Raw genomic sequence first — 16,055 nt, 5'->3', positions numbered from 1 at the left:
GTGTTAACGGTCTTCCTCAGGGCTTGCTGCAGTGCTGTTTATTTGCGTTTTATTATCACCTAATAGAACGTGATCAAGTATTTGTCTGACGAGATCGCCAACGGCTGGACCAGCTCCACCATTCTCTAAAATAATCGCAACAGCAACAGTGGGCTTATCATAAGGTGCATAGGCAATCATTAATTTATGATCACGTAAATGCTCAGCCAATTTACTTGCATTATAGGTTTCATAGCTGAATACCTGTGCGGTACCCGATTTTGCAGCAGCTTTATAAGGGGTTCCTAGAAAACTGCGTCGCCCTGTTCCGTTTGGTGCATTGGCTACACCATACATCCCTTGTTTTGCTAATTCCCAGTATCCTGAGTGAATATCGCCAATTTGAGTAGTTTCTTTATCTTCATAAGGCACCATTGCATTGCCAAGTTTAGTACCATAAAGCAAATGTGGTGTTTTTATCTGCCCATCATTAATCAAGGTCATCAATGCTTTTGACATTTGAATTGGTGTTGCTGTCCAGTAACCTTGACCGATCCCAACAGGAATTGTATCTCCTTGATACCAAGGTTTTTTATAACGTTTTTGTTTCCATTCACGTGTTGGCATGATACCTGAACGTTCTTCAGCGAGATCAATGCCAGTATAGTCACCGAAGCCAAATTTTGACATCCATGCCGATAACCTATCAATGCCCATATCATAGGCGACCTGATAAAAGAAAGTATCCGCAGATTCTACGATTGATTTGACGACGTTCAACTTGCCGTGTCCCCAGCGTTTCCAATCTCGATAGCGCTTTTCGGAGCCGGGAAGCTGCCACCAGCCGGGATCAAAAATCGTGGTTGAAGGGGTAATGACTTTTTCACTTAACGCGGCAACAGAAATGAAAGGCTTCACTGTTGAAGCGGGAGGGTAAAGACCTTGAGTTGTTCTGTTAATTAATGGCCTATCAGGGTTATTTAATAGTGCTTGATAGTCTTTGTTAGATATTCCATTAACAAATAAATTGGAGTCATAACTAGGGTTAGACACTAATGCTAATATTTCACCATTTCGAGGGTCGGTGACAACCACGGCAGCACGGCTGGTGGTGAGTAGCTTTTCAATGTAAATTTGTAATTCAAGGTCAATGGTCAGATAGATATCACGACCCGCTTGTGGTGGTTGCTCATGCAATTGTCGAATGACACGACCACGGTTGTTGACCTCAACTTCTTCATAGCCTGTTTTTCCGTGTAATACATCTTCATAGTAGCGTTCAATACCAAGCTTACCGATATCATGACTCGCAGCATAATTAGGTAATAACCCATCTTTATCAAGGCGTTCGACATCTTTATCATTAATTTTTGCAACGTACCCGATAACATGTGTCAATGCGGAACCATAAGGATATGAGCGGCGTTGATAGTTTTTGACCTCAAGACCAGGAAAACGATATTGATTGACCGCAAATCGAGCTACTTGCACTTCGTTTAACTGAGTTTTGAGTGGGATAGATGTAAACCGGCGCGAGCGCTTACGCTCTTTTTCAAAATTTGCGATATCTTCATCAGTAAGACCAACAACATCGCGTAAATTATTTAGTGTGTTCTGAAGGTCTGCAACTTTCTCTGGCACAATTTCGAGTTGGTGAAAAGTGCTATTTAAGGCGAGTTGGGTTCCATTACGATCAAAAATGATACCGCGGCTTGGGGCAATGGGGACGAGTTTTATTCGATTATCATTTGACCTTGTCTGATAATCTTCGTGGCGAACAACTTGTAAATGATAGAGATTAGTTACAAGAATAGCAGTTAATAGCACTATGACGCCGAAGGCAATTAATGCACGGCGAAGAAATAACATTGATTCTGCTGTATGGTCGCGAAAAGGGGCGCGTTGATTTTTCATCCCACTGCCATATTGAACATATTAAAAACTGACTATTCCCGATGATAAGGGTGGTTAGTCGTAATACTCCAAGCCCGGTAAAGACTTTCGGCAACAAGTACTCTGACAAGAGGGTGAGGCAGTGTCAATGGAGATAGTGACCAACTTTGAATGGCTGCATCTTTACAAGCTGGTGCTAGCCCTTCAGGGCCACCAATGAGTAGACTAACGCTACGTCCATCTTGTTTCCAGCTTTCGAGTTGGTTAGCAAGTTTTGGGGTATCCCATCGCTCACCTGGTATATCTAATGTGACTATCCGATTACCTTTGCCGACAGCTGCCAGCATCAGCTCGCCTTCTTTTTCGAGAATACGTTTGATATCTGCATTTTTTCCACGTTTCCCCGCTGGAACTTCAATAAGCTCAAATGGCATATCTTTGGGGAAACGATGAAGGTAATCCATAAAGCCGGTCTGAACCCAGTCCGGCATTTTTGTACCTACAGCGATGAGTTGTAATTTCAAACTCAGCTCCAGAGTTTTTCGAGTTCATACATGCGACGACTCTCATCTTGCATGATATGAACAATCGCTTCACCAAGATCAACGACAATCCAGTCAGAAATTCCCTGGCCTTCAACACCGAGTGGCATCAAGCCATTTTTACGACATGCGTCGATTAATCTGTCTGCGACAGACATTAAATGGCGGCTTGATGTACCTGTGCAGATGATCATTTGGTCAGTAATACTAGATTTACCATGAACATCAATAGTGATGATATCTTCAGCTTTTGCGTCATCAAGCTGATTGATTATAAATTTTTGGAGTTCAGTTCCTTGCAAAAGGTTCACCTTTTATTCAAATTATACAGAGTATATACACAAAATAATTCGAGTTGCATCTAGGAGGCAAGCGAAGCTATTTTGATTAAAAAAGACCGAGAACCATAGATATCTACGTGGCTCGGGTAGCTAAGTGCCGTCAACAAATATGTCACTTGAAGTATGACGGGTATAACGTTAAATATTGTTTGTCATATACCTGTTAAGGCCGAGGCATTTTACCCTAGATTCTCAGAAAAATCGGCTAAATTATTTTATATTCCTCAAGGCTTGAGATTTATATGAATAACTGGCGCTGAGGGCAAGAAATTTGTACTAACTTTACAAATCGAAAGTGCATAATGGGCGATGTTTGATTTAAGTTAGGAAAAATACAAGGTGTAAGTGATGGAACAAGTAAAATTTAATATAGCGCTTATTGGTGATATCGAATTCCCATCAGATGATATTACGCATTTAACGACGCAGCATTGCGATTTCATTGAAGTAAAACAACCAACTAAAATAGATTTTGAATATAGTGGTGTGATTTGTGATGACACCTTACAAGAGCAATTGATTGAACAATTGCCTGAAAATACGCCAATATTAACTGTGAGTGAGTGGCGTGACATAGAACATCTCGATAGATTTTTTATTCAGCTTTATACAGGATATCGATTTGAACTATTAGCAGCAAATCTAACGCATCATCAAATTATTCAATTTCATAGCCACCATAAATATTTATTGATGGCTTATTCGCCTAAAGGTTATCAATTTACGGGCAAGTTGGTGGCGAGCATCAAAAAAAACAGTGAATTAGGTAATTTTTATTTGCAATATCGCACTAGCATATTGACGATTTTAGCTAAAACACCGCCACGAAAATTACAAGTCAATGCCATTCAACATATGCAGGGATATTTTAAAAATAAGGCGACGAAAGATGAAAAAATGCGTTTTGGTTGGTTAATAAATGATTATCAGCAGGGGAATTTATCGGTCAACTTCCCTTTATCGATGGTCAAGCAATTACTTTCTCAATATCCAGATCATTATTTAAGTGAACAATATTATCTATCACCTTACCCTGAATGCGAAAAAATCAGAGCATTGCCTTAATTCTGATAAAGATGTTGTTGCTTGATGTAGGTCATTACCGAGGTGGGGATGACTTCATCGCATAAACTTCCGGAGCTTAAGCCTTTACGGATCTCTGTTGCTGAGATATCGAGCAATGGTGTATCACCAAGAAAAATATAGCCATTTGGTGATTGACTCAATTTATAGGCATCATCTGTTTTATGCTTTTTTAACCACTCTTGCATCTGAGATTCTTTGAAATTAGCCGCATAACCAGGGCGTGAGCAGACCAATAAATGGCATTTATCTAACAATTGCTCCCAACCATACCAAGTATGAATCGATAAAAGCGAGTCTTGACCAATAATAAATGCCAATGGCTGGTCTGGGCCCATTTCTTGGCGTAATGAAGTTAAGGTTTCGATGGTGTAAGACGGGCTATTGCGTTCAAGTTCTCTGGTATCGACCGTAAACAGGGGATTATTTTCTATTGCTAAACTTACCATTTCCAATCTTTGAGACGGACTAGCTTCAGGTTGAGGGCGGTGAGGTGGAACATGGTTTGGTAGAAGAATAACTTTTTGTAAGCCAACCTGTTTTGCCAATGCTTCAACTGGACGTAAATGCCCATAATGAATAGGGTCAAATGTTCCCCCAAATAGTGCTTGAAGGCCTTTGTGTTTAAAGGTCATGAATAAAACTCTCAGGTAAAGCTTTACTGCATATTAACATAGACAAGGATTGTAAATCAGGCCATACGGAATGGCTAAAGTCTTGTTTAGCATGTAATTCTGCTTGTGTTAATAAACTAAGCGCTGACTGTAATTGATGTAAACTAAGGCGTTGTAAGGCTGTCGTTAGCAAAGGACGGCGATTTTGCCAGACTTTGTGTTGATCAAATAACGACTTCAATGGCGTTATAGCGGATTGACGTTTTAATGTCAGTAGTAACATCAGTTCACGTTGAATAACTCGTAATAAAATAACTGCTTCGGTATCTTCATGTTGGAGTTGTTCAAGAATATGCCATGCACGGTGTGATTTCCCTGCTAACATCGCATCTATCCAGTGATACGGCGTAAAATGAGCTGAGTCATTTACCGCATTTTCAACTCGTGGATGCGTTAATTTACCATCGGGGTAAAGCAGTGATAACCGTTCTAGTGCTTGAGATAAACCGAGCAAATTCCCTTCATAGCAGTAGCAAAGTAGCTGGTTCGCTTCTGTTTCTAAGGTTAAGTTCATACTACGAGCACGTTTGGCTACCCATTGTGGTAAGCGTTGATATTCGGGTGTTAAGCAACTGATATACACCGCATCGAGACTAATTGCTTTGAACCAAGCACTGTTTTCTTGCGCTTTAGTCAGCTTTTGTCCACGAAGCACAAGAAGTAAATCAGGATGAAGCAATTGAGATAATTGGAGCAATTTCTCTGCCATCGCTGCATTTGCACCGTTTTCAGGCAAAATCAGGGTGAGTGTTTGACGACTAGCAAATAAACTAAGCGCCTGACAGAGACTAAATATTTCATCCCAATCAGTATGTTGTTCAAGAGAAAAAGTAAAATGCTCTTCAAACCCTTGAGATTGGGCTGCTTTACGAATTGCATCTTGGCTTTCTTGAATTAATAGGGGCTCATTGCCCCATATTAGATAGCGGCCTCTCAAAGACTCTTGTAACTGAGAGGCCAGCTGTTCAGGATAGATACGGATCATTATGGCTCAACAGCAGTAGTAGCTGTTTCGGATTTGGCTTTTTCAAGCTCTGCAGTATGAACAATTAATAGCTTACGTATTAATATACGGGCTGCTTGCTCACGCATTTCTTGCTTAACCAACTCATTTTCTGCATCTTTTGCGAGCGCTTCCAATGGGTTATCAAAGAAAGTTCGTTCGACTTGGCTTTGTAACGGATACACTGAACCGTTTGGCATCAATACTTGAGCATTGAGAACAAAAGTCAGTTGTTTCTCTGCAGATTTACCATCTTGATAAATCGATACAGTTTCCGTCTTTTCTGATGACCCAGTAATTTTTAAGATAGGGATATCAGTTTTGCCATTTTCAATTAATTTAACATTATTTAGTTTGAGTTGCTCCCTAACGGCTCTGGTTAGAGAGCTGTAAGGTGCATTAGAACTTAACTGTAACGTTTTCAGTTCCTCAGGAATCTGTGTTGTTCCTTGAAGACGAAAGCCGCAACCTGCGGTGACTAGCACCGACAGGCTCAGTAATAAAGTTATCAGATAGCGCACCTAGCCTCCTTATCAGCCAACAACCAAGTTCAGTAATTTACCCGGTACATAAATTACTTTACGGATACTCACACCTTCAAGATATTTCGAAACGGTATGCTCCTGAGACGCCATATCCAGAACAAACTCTTGATCTACATCAGCGGGTACAGTAATACGGCCACGTACTTTACCATTAACTTGGATAACGATCAGCTTCGTATCATCAACCATTGCTTCTTCGTCAGCAACAGGCCAACTTGCAAAATCGATATCATCAGCATGACCCAACGCTTTCCACATCTCAAAACACGCATGTGGAATGATTGGAGACATCATCAACGTGATCGCTTCAAGTGATTCTTGAACTAATGCGCGATCTTGTTCTGTTTCTTGTGGCGCATGAACTAATTTGTTCATGAATTCCATAATTGCTGCGATAGCGGTGTTAAATGCATAGCGACGGCTAAAGTCATCAGAAACTTTGGCAATAGTTTTATGCAGGTCACGGCGCAAATCTTTTTGCTCAGCAGTTAATGCACTGATATCTAGACGTTGTGTTGCACCTTTCAATGAATGTTCGTGAACTAAACGCCAGATACGACGAACAAAGCGGTTTGCACCTTCAACACTGGATTCTTGCCACTCAAGGGTCAACTCTGGTGGTGCTGCAAACATCATAAATAGACGTACAGTATCGGCACCGTATTTTTCAACCATAACTTGTGGGTCGATACCATTATTTTTCGACTTAGACATTTTACTCATGCCAGTATAAACCAGCTCATGTCCTTCGGTATCAACAGCTTTAATGATGCGGCTCTTTTCATCACGTTCAACGATAGCATCTGCCGGTGAAACCCAAATGCGTTGGCCATCGCTACCTGTGTAGTAGAATGCATCTGCGAGTACCATACCTTGGCATAATAAACGTTTAGCTGGCTCATCTGAGTTAACTAATCCTGCATCGCGCATCAATTTGTGGAAGAAACGGAAATACATCAAGTGCATGATAGCGTGTTCGATACCACCAATATATTGGTCAACAGGCAGCCAGTAATTTGCTGCTTCAGGATCCAACATGCCGTCATCATATTGTGGACAAGTATAACGTGCATAATACCAAGATGATTCCATGAACGTATCGAAGGTATCCGTTTCACGCAATGCGGGTTGGCCATTGATAGTGGTTTTTGCCCACTCAGGATCTGCTTTAATTGGACTTGTGATGCCATCCATTTGAACATCTTCTGGTAAAATAACAGGGAGCTGATCATCAGGGACTGGAACAACTGTGCCATCTTCTAATGTTGCCATTGGAATTGGAGCACCCCAGTAACGTTGGCGTGAAACACCCCAATCACGTAAACGGTAATTGACCTTACGTTGGCCTGCACCAATTTCGACTAGTTTATCTGCGATAGCATTAAAGCCCGCTGCGTTATCCAACCCGCTAAATTCACCTGAATTGATTAGGGAAGATTTCTCTGTCATCGCTTTTTCTGAAATATCAGGTTCATTACCTTCAGCATCCGCAATAACAGCTTTTAAAGTCAGACCATATTTATGGGCAAATTCCCAGTCACGTTGATCGTGAGCAGGAACAGCCATGACAGCACCAGTGCCGTATTCCATCAAGACAAAGTTAGCAACCCAAATAGGTAATTTTTCTTGAGTTAATGGATGAATGGCATACAAACCTGTTGCCAGACCTTTTTTATCCATGGTTGCCATATCAGCTTCTGCTGTTTTGGTATTGCGGCATTCATCGATAAAATTAGCTAATTCTGGATTGTTAGTAGCCGCTTCTTGTGCAAGAGGATGACCAGCTGCAACAGCAACATATGTTGCACCCATAAAGGTATCTGGGCGAGTAGTATAAACAGTTAGTTTGTCAGCTCGGTCAGCGACATCAAAGGTGATTTCAACACCTTCAGAACGGCCAATCCAGTTACGCTGCATAGTTTTAACTTGCTCTGGCCATTCATCTAACTTATCGAGGTCGTTAAGCAATTCTTCAGCATAATCAGTGATTTTAATGAACCACTGTGGAATTTCTTTGCGCTCAACAGGAGTGTCACAACGCCAGCAGCAACCATCAATAACTTGTTCATTAGCCAGTACAGTTAAATCGTGCGGGCACCAGTTTACGGCTGAGGTTTTCTTATATGCTAAACCTTTTTCGAATAGCTTAGTAAAGAACCATTGCTCCCAGCGGTAATATTCTGGTGTACACGTGGTGACTTCGCGATCCCAGTCGTAACCAAAGCCCAGCATTTTTAACTGGCCTTTCATATAATCGATATTGGCATAGGTCCATGGTGCAGGGGCTGTGTTATTGTTAACAGCTGCACCTTCAGCCGGTAAACCAAACGCATCCCAACCGATAGGTTGTAGTACGTTTTTACCTAATAGACGCTGATAACGGGAGATAACATCACCCATAGTGTAGTTACGCACGTGGCCCATATGTAGTCGACCAGAAGGGTAAGGTAGCATGGACAGGCAGTAGTATTTTTCTTTGCTGTTGTCTTCTGTCACTTTGAACGTGGCTTTTTCATCCCAATGGTTTTGTACTTTGGGCTCTACATCTTCTGGACGATATTGTTCTTGCATGGCACCGATAATCCTATGGCGAATAAATGCTACTTTGTAGCGTTAATATCTTTATTTAATTTAGATCCGTATAGCATAGCGGATCATGCCCTAAAACAACAATAGTTGATTAGCTGAACCTTCGGGGGAAGCTGGGTATTGTTTTCGGGGGACGGAGTCAGAATGTTTTAATCTGATAGCTACACAACTTAACTAAAAATGGTGAGGATTGATAGCATTTTGCATGAAAAAATGGAGTAATTAATTATATTTTAGGGGAATGATGGCTATATTTTACGTTACAGAGACATTGACTAGAGGTTGTTGAATGTTACTGCTTATTTTTACTGCATATTACGATTGAAATAACAGCATAAAAGGTCAACCATTCTTGACTGCTCCCCTCCCTAAAGTGAAGTGACCCCATAAAGTTGGACTCTTTTAGTCTAAATTGAAGGGGTCACTTCAAAAGGACGGGTTTTATGGCGCTCACTGATAAGCTCAGCTACCCCAAATCACATACTTTGTATGTTTATTGGAATAGCTGAGCTTACATTTAAAAGATAGCTTAAAACAAATTAATGTAAGATCTTAGCGAGAAAATCTTTTGCTCTATCAGTTTGTGGATTTGCAAAGAAATCTTCTTTTTTACTATCTTCAACTATTTTGCCTTCATCCATAAAAATAACGCGATTCGCCACTTTTTTGGCAAAGCCCATCTCATGGGTGACAACCATCATCGTCATACCTTCATTCGCTAATTCGACCATTACATCAAGTACCTCATTGATCATTTCAGGATCAAGGGCTGATGTCGGTTCGTCAAATAGCATAGCAATAGGATCCATACAGAGTGCTCGTGCAATTGCAACGCGCTGCTGTTGCCCACCTGAAAGTTGAGACGGAAATTTATTCGCATGGTTAGATAGCCCAACACGTTCAAGCAATTTTAATGCTTTTTCTTGAGCTTCTTTTTTATTTCTATTTAGTACTTTTATTTGAGCGAGTGTTAAATTCTCAATAATAGAGAGGTGAGGGAATAATTCAAAATGTTGAAATACCATTCCGACTTTAGAGCGAAGTTTTGCCAAGTCTGTTTTTTTATCATTGACTTGGATTCCATTCACAAAGATTTCACCCTGTTGAACAGGCTCTAGGCCATTCACTGTTTTTATTAGTGTGGATTTACCAGAACCCGATGGCCCACAAACAACAACGACTTCGCCTTTTTTGACTTCAGTTGTGCAGTCAGTGAGTACCTGAAACTGGCCATACCATTTGGATATATTTTTCAGGGTAATCATGAAACAGTCCTTTTCTTAAGATAATTCACCAGCATTGAAGCGCCAAAACTGATAATAAAGTACACCAGACCTGCAAACAATATCATCTCCACCTGTGTGCCGTCACGTTCACCAATATTGGTAGCCGTTCGGAAGAAATCTGTCAGGCTTAGTACATAGACTAATGATGAATCCTGAAATAACACAATACCTTGTGTTAATAACAAGGGGGTCATTGCTTTAAAGGCTTGAGGTAATATAACTAGCCTCATTGATTGCATTTTTGTCATACCAAGAGCGAGAGCTGCGGATGACTGACCTCGTGAAATACTTTGAATACCAGCACGAATAATTTCGGAGTAATAGGCTGCTTCAAAAAGGGAGAAGGCTACCATCGCTGAAATCAAACGAATATCATTTTTAGGTGATATGCCTAAAACATTTTGGACTAAGTTAGGCACAATTAAATAGAACCACAGCAATACCATGACCAATGGTATGGAGCGGAAGGTATTGACGTATAACGCAGCAAACCAGCTGATAGGTTTGAAGGTCGATAGACGCATCATTGCAAGAACTGTTCCCCACAATATACCAACGATAATCGCCGTAATGGTAATTTTTGCAGTAACGACTAAGCCATCAACAAGAAATGGCCAGCTTGGAACGATGGAACTCCAGTCAAAATCATAGAACATATTATCGCCCTCCTAATGTGCCGGGTAAGCGAACTTTACGTTCAAGAATCGTCATCAAGACCATAATGACTAAGTTGATACCAACATACGCTAAGGTAATTGCAGTGAACGATTCCCATGCATGGGCGGAATAATCAAGTAATTTTCCTGCTTGTGCAGCCATATCCACGAGACCTATCGTTGAGGCGATAGCCGAGTTTTTAACAAGGTTAAGCATCTCAGAGGTCATTGGCGGTAAAATAACTCTGTAGGCATTAGGTAACAGAACATAACGATAAGTTTGTGGAAGTGTTAACCCCATGGCAAGGCCAGCATTTTTTTGCCCTCTAGGGAGAGATTCGATAGCTGCCCTAACTTGCTCAGTCATTCGAGCTGCTGTGAATAAACCAAGGCACAGAGTAGATGAAATAAAGAACTGATAGTTAGGATCTAAATCCATTTTAAACCAGTCACCAAGAGATTTTGGTAACAGCTCTGGAACGACTAAATACCAAGTAAAGAACTGAACAATTAAAGGTACATTACGAAATAGTTCAACGTAAACAGTTCCGATCATTGCTAAAAAACGATTAGGAACTGTGCGTAAAATCCCAAAGAATGAGCCAACAAGAAAAGCGATGATCCACGCACAAATAGATAGTGCGATAGTGACTTCTAAGCCAGATATTAGCCACCCTAAATAGGTGGTATTCCCAAACGGGGCTTCCTGCAGGAAAATCCCCCAATTCCAATCAATTGACATAATTACTTCCTGTGGGCAATTAGATTGTCCCTACTACTGATTAAAGAGGATGCAAGGCGGGAACGACCGCCTTGCAATTCTCACTTCAGTAACACCCTGTTTGTTTTTTTTATTTAGTTAAGCGCTTTGTCATTAGGTGATTTGAACAATGTTTTCATTTCATCTGATAACGAGAACTTCAAGTTAAGATTTTTTGGTGGGATAGGTTGGTTGAACCAACGATCAAATGATTTCTCTGCTGTACCTGAAGTTTGTGCTTTTGCAATAGTGTCGTCGACTAATGCTTTAAATTGAGGATCATCTTTGCGCAGCATACAACCATAAGCTTCTTCACTTTGTGGTTTGCCGACAATTTCCCACGCATCTGGTTTTTTAGCTTTAGCACGCTCACCTGCAAGCAATGCATCATCCATCATAAAGGCAACAGCACGGCCAGATTCAAGTGTCCTGAATGAATCGCCATGATCTTTTGCACTGATGATGCGCATTTTCATATTTTTTTCTTCATTCAGCTTATTTAGTAAAACCTCAGAGGTAGTACCTGAGGTGACAACCACGTTTTTACCAGCAAGGTCAGCAAAATCTTTCACACCAGAGTCGTTTTTAGTGAGTAGACGAGTACCTACAACGAAAATAGTATTTGAAAATGCAGCTTGTTTTTGTCTTTCTAAATTATTGGTTGTTGAGCCACATTCAAAGTCGTAAGTGCCATTTTGCAATAATGGGATACGGTTTTGTGATGTGATAGGGATCAGTTTGACATCAAGATCTGGTTTATTGAGCTTCTTTTTGACCGCATCAATAATTTCGTTGGAGTAGTCTTGTGAGTAGCCAACAACTTTTTGGCTGTTGTCATAATAAGAAAATGGAACTGAAGATTCACGGTGCCCGACAACAATAACACCATTGTCATTAATTTTTTTCAGGGTTCCTGTTAACTCCTCGGCTTGAACAGCACAGGTAGCACCTAAAATCATCATAGATAATACAATCTTGCTTATACGCATATTTACAGCTCCTTTCTGAGATCGGGGGTCTTTCTCATTTTTGTTGTGCTTGCTGATGTCTCGTGGATTTATTCAAGGCCGCGATCATCGGCTATATGTTTTAATAATGTTAAAATCTAAATAAAATTGTTACATAATGAAAATGAATTGTTTCAATATCGGGAGCTGACTCGCATATTATTTGGGCAGTTCCTAATTTGTTGCACTAATAAGGTGAAACTATTGCCTAAAAAAGGTAACTACGCACCGTTAGAGTGAAAAACATTCTTATTTTCATTTGTCTAATGGAATAATGCATTTTCCATGCCGATGTTTATCAAAAGTTGCATAAATGCATTTAGGTTTTGTAAAGTTAGATGATGCTGCTTGTGTCAAAGAGTTTGCTGTGTAAGATGTAGCCTCTAATTAAGTTAGCTAAATCACTATATTTTGTTGACCAATCATTTTTTTTCAGTGTAAGTTTCAGGAAAAATAAACAGAGACACGCATGAACAGGCAATTCAAATTAGGCAAAGGATTAGTATTACTCGCCTGTCTGATGGTTTTACTTTGTATGAATCAAAGAGCCGTTGGAGAGCGCCTTTTCGCCCAATTTGTTACTCAAGCTCCTATCATGCAAGTTCAGCTAAATGCTCAATCTGTTATGCTTCAAGCCGACAAAATGAGTGATAGTGACTCACATTTATCAACCTGCGAACTTAGTGCAAAATCATTAATTACATTAAGCCCCACCGCTATCGAGCCATTCTTTTTTTTATTCCTCTTTATTGCGGCGTTAAGTGTTTTTTGTACCCACCTATTCTCATATCGAGTAAATCGTGAAGAGAAACATCCCCCACCAAAAGTTAGACTACACTTACAATTCTGTAATCTTCGAGATTAGAACACCATTCTGTTTAGTTTATTGGTGTCTTTTATTCTGGAGGAATTATGCGTTTTTTAATTAATGCGTTAATTATTTTATCTGCTTTATTCTCAAGTACTCTGCAAGCAGCAGATACTGGTTGGTTGACGGATAAACATAATGATCACGCACAAGTACGTTTTTTAAGCTCTTCTCAAAAAGATGGGAAGATCGCTTTATTATTGGATGTTCAACTGCAAGATGGTTGGAAAACTTATTGGCGTTCTCCAGGAGAAGGCGGAATTACGCCGGAAATCAATTGGATATCCCCAGTAGATAATATGGATTGGCAATGGCCAGCGCCAGGTCGTTTTGATGTTGCGGGTATTTCAACTCAAGGCTATATGGGCGATGTAGTCTTTCCTATCGTTGTCAATACCGAGAAAAAACTCGATAAATTATCAGGTGTTTTAACATTATCAACCTGTAGTAATGTCTGTATTTTAACTGATTACCCCTTTGAATTAGATTTAACAGCGCCTGAGCCAGCAAATTTTGAATGGTCATTTAATCAGGCAATGGGAAAAGTACCTCCATTAACCGGATTAGCTCAAAGCTATGATGTAGGCTATACCGGGAATAAGCTCTTTATTGAATTACAAAAGAATGAAGGGGAACCGTGGGGTAAAAAAGCTGCCATCTTTACGGATACGCCTGAAGGTACTACGTTAGGCGTACCTAAAATTAGCACTACGGATAATAAGCTAACAGCGACAATAGACGTGAGTGATGATTGGGGCGATAAAGCACCGGATTTAACGGGGAAAACATTTTCTTTTGTTGTTAGTGATGGCGAGCTTTCACAGCAAGTGAGTACCCAAATTTCGTCTTTTACTGGAACTATCGCTCATGGTAATACTGGACTTAGTATTCCGCTTTGGCAGATTCTGGCATTCGCATTACTGGGTGGATTGATTTTAAATTTGATGCCTTGTGTGCTACCTGTTCTAGCAATGAAACTAGGTTCAGTACTTATGGTTCCCCAAGGGGAACAAAAAACCATTCGGCGCCAATTTTTATTATCATCGTCGGGAATTTTAGTTTCATTTTGGCTACTTGCCTTATTAATGACGTTCCTTCGTATTGGGCAACAAGCAGTTGGCTGGGGCATTCAATTCCAAAACCCATGGTTCATTGGGTTTATGGTTGTGATTACAGCTGTATTTACAGCAAACCTATTTGGTTTGTTTGAAATTCAATTAGGCAGTAAAACTAATACTCGTTTAGCCACAACAGGCGGGCAAGGAAATAGCGGCCATTTCTGGCAAGGAGTATTTGCAACGCTGCTAGCAACACCATGTTCCGCACCATTTTTGGGCACCGCAGTTGCATTTGCGCTTGCCGCACCAATCGAAGAGTTGTGGTTAATCTTTACAGCACTTGGGCTAGGTATGAGTTTGCCTTGGTTATTGATTGCCGCTTTCCCTGCAATTTCTCGATTACTACCTAGGCCGGGTGCTTGGATGAGTAAGCTACGTGCAGTGTTGGGGATGATGATGTTGTTGTCATGCTTGTGGCTGATTAGTCTGCTTATTCCTCATTTTGGCGAGGTTTATGCTCTTGTGATAACGATTATCTTTTTACTTTTATTGGTCGTGTTTATTGCAAAAAAGAATAGTTTACGTACGGCAGCTATCTCTTTTGTTTTATTCACACTACTTGCCGCAGGTTTTGCTTGGATGACCATGGGTCAAACTACTGGAAGCCGCGCAATCGTCAAAGATAGTGTGAGCTGGCAACCTTTAAGTGAAGAAGCAATAACACAAGCTTTATCAGAGAATAAGCGAGTCTTTATTGATGTGACTGCCGATTGGTGTGTTACCTGTAAGGCAAATAAATATAATGTATTGTTGAGAGATGATGTTCAACAAGCATTAAGTGAGCCGGATGTCGTAGCATTAAGAGGTGATTGGACTAAGCCATCACCTGAGATCACTGCGTTTTTACAAAAACGTGGGCAGGTTGCTGTACCATTTAACCAAATTTATGGCCCTAGGTTGGCAGAGGGTGAAATATTGTCAACAATACTTGATCGTGAAGTTTTATTATCAATTATGAATCAGGCCAAAGGAGCCGAAAAATGAAAAAAACGATTCTAGCTGTTCTGTTCTCGTCGCTAATGCTAGGTGCAACTGCTCATGCGGCTCCATTAACGGCTGACCAAGAAGCACAAGTGCGTAAATTAGTCCGTGATACTTTGATCCAAAACCCTGAAATTTTAGAAGAAGCTATTGTTGCCTTACAGGCCAAGCAAGGTGAAAAACAGCAAGCACAAGTGAAATCTACGATTAAGGCTGAGCACGATAAGTTATTTAATGACCCAGCAAGCCCACGCCTCGGTGCGAAGGATGCCAAATTAGTCTTAGTTAACTTTACGGACTATAACTGTCCTTTCTGTAAGCGTTTCGATCCTCAACTTGAAGAGATCGTTAAGAAATATCCAGAAGTTGCCGTCGTGATCAAACCTCTGCCATTTAAAGGTCAAACTTCACTGGAATCATCACAACTGGTTCTGACTCTATGGGAAAAAGATCCAAAAGCTTTCCAAGCTCTCCATCAGAAATTTATGCAAAAACAAAGCATGCTGACGGATGAAAATATCAAGCAAGCACTGAAAGCGACAGGTAATGAAAAGTTAGTTGCTAACGAAAAAAGTGGTGAGACTATTCGTACTAACATGATGTTAGCTGAGAAACTAGGCGTTAATGGAACACCAGCAACACTTATTGGTGATGAGATAATCCCTGGTGCAGTTGATGCTCAACAGTTAGAAGCGATTGTTAAAGAGCAATTAGCTAAAGTTAAATAAGG

15 protein-coding genes are annotated in these 16,055 nt (G+C 40.5%); 4 read left to right on the top strand and 11 right to left on the bottom strand.

What is annotated here, in order from left to right:
* Nucleotides 1-3: 3 nt before the first annotated feature.
* From mrdA to rsfS, 3 genes are read right to left on the bottom strand one after another with little or no spacing between them, the layout of a single operon-like run.
* Entirely contained in the window at nucleotides 4-1,893 is a 1,890-nt protein-coding gene (gene mrdA / locus OOA_RS10535) for a peptidoglycan DD-transpeptidase MrdA (RefSeq protein ID WP_008912136.1), read from the bottom strand.
* Nucleotides 1,894-1,925: 32 nt separating this feature from the next.
* Nucleotides 1,926-2,396, bottom strand: coding sequence for a 23S rRNA (pseudouridine(1915)-N(3))-methyltransferase RlmH (gene rlmH / locus OOA_RS10530; RefSeq protein WP_008912135.1), 471 nt, complete (start codon nucleotides 2,394-2,396; stop codon nucleotides 1,926-1,928).
* 2 nt (nucleotides 2,397-2,398) lie between these two features.
* The gene (rsfS, locus tag OOA_RS10525; RefSeq protein WP_083880274.1) at nucleotides 2,399-2,725 is read right to left on the bottom strand and encodes a ribosome silencing factor; all 327 of its coding nucleotides are present in this window, start codon (nucleotides 2,723-2,725) and stop codon (nucleotides 2,399-2,401) included.
* Nucleotides 2,726-3,103: 378 nt separating this feature from the next.
* Here rsfS and OOA_RS10520 point away from each other — a divergent pair, with 378 nt between their 5' ends.
* Entirely contained in the window at nucleotides 3,104-3,820 is a 717-nt protein-coding gene (locus OOA_RS10520; protein WP_008912133.1) for a YbgA family protein, read from the top strand.
* Here the strand turns inward: OOA_RS10520 and nadD are convergent.
* The 8 genes from nadD to OOA_RS10480 all read right to left on the bottom strand — a co-directional run bounded on the left by nadD (nucleotide 3,817) and on the right by OOA_RS10480 (nucleotide 12,340).
* On the bottom strand, nucleotides 3,817-4,473 hold the full coding sequence (gene nadD / locus OOA_RS10515; protein WP_008912132.1) for a nicotinate-nucleotide adenylyltransferase: 657 nt from the start codon (nucleotides 4,471-4,473) through the stop codon (nucleotides 3,817-3,819). The two genes, OOA_RS10520 and nadD, sit on opposite strands and share 4 nt — an antisense overlap.
* The gene (gene holA, locus OOA_RS10510) at nucleotides 4,463-5,497 is read right to left on the bottom strand and encodes a DNA polymerase III subunit delta (RefSeq protein WP_008912131.1); all 1,035 of its coding nucleotides are present in this window, start codon (nucleotides 5,495-5,497) and stop codon (nucleotides 4,463-4,465) included. The genes nadD and holA overlap by 11 nt, the downstream gene beginning before the upstream one ends.
* On the bottom strand, nucleotides 5,497-6,036 hold the full coding sequence (gene lptE / locus OOA_RS10505; RefSeq protein ID WP_008912130.1) for an LPS assembly lipoprotein LptE: 540 nt from the start codon (nucleotides 6,034-6,036) through the stop codon (nucleotides 5,497-5,499). Before lptE ends, holA begins: the two co-directional genes overlap by 1 nt.
* Before the next feature lie 12 nt (nucleotides 6,037-6,048).
* Nucleotides 6,049-8,631, bottom strand: a complete 2,583-nt coding sequence (gene leuS, locus OOA_RS10500; RefSeq protein WP_008912129.1) for a leucine--tRNA ligase — start codon at nucleotides 8,629-8,631, stop codon at nucleotides 6,049-6,051.
* Nucleotides 8,632-9,188: 557 nt separating this feature from the next.
* Complete coding sequence (locus tag OOA_RS10495; RefSeq protein ID WP_008912128.1) at nucleotides 9,189-9,914, bottom strand: amino acid ABC transporter ATP-binding protein; 726 nt, start codon at nucleotides 9,912-9,914, stop codon at nucleotides 9,189-9,191.
* Nucleotides 9,911-10,591, bottom strand: a complete 681-nt coding sequence (gltK, locus tag OOA_RS10490; protein ID WP_008912127.1) for a glutamate/aspartate ABC transporter permease GltK — start codon at nucleotides 10,589-10,591, stop codon at nucleotides 9,911-9,913. The genes OOA_RS10495 and gltK overlap by 4 nt, the downstream gene beginning before the upstream one ends.
* 1 nt (nucleotide 10,592) lies before the next feature.
* Nucleotides 10,593-11,333: an amino acid ABC transporter permease gene (locus OOA_RS10485; RefSeq protein WP_008912126.1), complete on the bottom strand. Its 741-nt coding sequence runs from the start codon at nucleotides 11,331-11,333 to the stop codon at nucleotides 10,593-10,595.
* A 113-nt stretch (nucleotides 11,334-11,446) separates the two neighbouring features.
* Nucleotides 11,447-12,340 (bottom strand): amino acid ABC transporter substrate-binding protein, encoded by an 894-nt coding sequence (locus tag OOA_RS10480; RefSeq protein WP_008912125.1) that lies wholly within the window; start codon nucleotides 12,338-12,340, stop codon nucleotides 11,447-11,449.
* A 487-nt stretch (nucleotides 12,341-12,827) separates the two neighbouring features.
* Here OOA_RS10480 and OOA_RS10475 point away from each other — a divergent pair, with 487 nt between their 5' ends.
* From OOA_RS10475 to OOA_RS10465, 3 genes are read left to right on the top strand one after another with little or no spacing between them, the layout of a single operon-like run.
* Nucleotides 12,828-13,223, top strand: a complete 396-nt coding sequence (locus tag OOA_RS10475) for a hypothetical protein (RefSeq protein ID WP_040690947.1) — start codon at nucleotides 12,828-12,830, stop codon at nucleotides 13,221-13,223.
* Nucleotides 13,224-13,270: 47 nt separating this feature from the next.
* Nucleotides 13,271-15,328 (top strand): protein-disulfide reductase DsbD family protein, encoded by a 2,058-nt coding sequence (locus OOA_RS10470; RefSeq protein WP_008912123.1) that lies wholly within the window; start codon nucleotides 13,271-13,273, stop codon nucleotides 15,326-15,328.
* The gene (locus OOA_RS10465; protein WP_008912122.1) at nucleotides 15,325-16,053 is read left to right on the top strand and encodes a DsbA family protein; all 729 of its coding nucleotides are present in this window, start codon (nucleotides 15,325-15,327) and stop codon (nucleotides 16,051-16,053) included. The genes OOA_RS10470 and OOA_RS10465 overlap by 4 nt, the downstream gene beginning before the upstream one ends.
* Nucleotides 16,054-16,055: the final 2 nt, after the last annotated feature.

It is taken from the genome of Providencia burhodogranariea DSM 19968 (assembly GCF_000314855.2).
Classification (GTDB): Bacteria; Pseudomonadota; Gammaproteobacteria; order Enterobacterales; family Enterobacteriaceae; genus Providencia; species Providencia burhodogranariea.
Note: the sequence above shows the minus strand (reverse complement) of the source record. Positions and strands in the feature narration are given on the sequence as shown.

Coding starts and splice junctions, on each gene's coding strand:
- mrdA (WP_008912136.1), bottom strand. CDS start 1,893: ATGAAAAATCAACGCGCCCCTTTTCGCGACCATACAGCAGAATCAATG.
- OOA_RS10520 (WP_008912133.1), top strand. CDS start 3,104: ATGGAACAAGTAAAATTTAATATAGCGCTTATTGGTGATATCGAATTC.
- nadD (WP_008912132.1), bottom strand. CDS start 4,473: ATGACCTTTAAACACAAAGGCCTTCAAGCACTATTTGGGGGAACATTT.
- holA (WP_008912131.1), bottom strand. CDS start 5,497: ATGATCCGTATCTATCCTGAACAGCTGGCCTCTCAGTTACAAGAGTCT.
- leuS (WP_008912129.1), bottom strand. CDS start 8,631: ATGCAAGAACAATATCGTCCAGAAGATGTAGAGCCCAAAGTACAAAAC.
- OOA_RS10495 (WP_008912128.1), bottom strand. CDS start 9,914: ATGATTACCCTGAAAAATATATCCAAATGGTATGGCCAGTTTCAGGTA.
- gltK (WP_008912127.1), bottom strand. CDS start 10,591: ATGTTCTATGATTTTGACTGGAGTTCCATCGTTCCAAGCTGGCCATTT.
- OOA_RS10485 (WP_008912126.1), bottom strand. CDS start 11,333: ATGTCAATTGATTGGAATTGGGGGATTTTCCTGCAGGAAGCCCCGTTT.
- OOA_RS10480 (WP_008912125.1), bottom strand. CDS start 12,340: ATGCGTATAAGCAAGATTGTATTATCTATGATGATTTTAGGTGCTACC.
- OOA_RS10475 (WP_040690947.1), top strand. CDS start 12,828: ATGAACAGGCAATTCAAATTAGGCAAAGGATTAGTATTACTCGCCTGT.
- OOA_RS10470 (WP_008912123.1), top strand. CDS start 13,271: ATGCGTTTTTTAATTAATGCGTTAATTATTTTATCTGCTTTATTCTCA.
- OOA_RS10465 (WP_008912122.1), top strand. CDS start 15,325: ATGAAAAAAACGATTCTAGCTGTTCTGTTCTCGTCGCTAATGCTAGGT.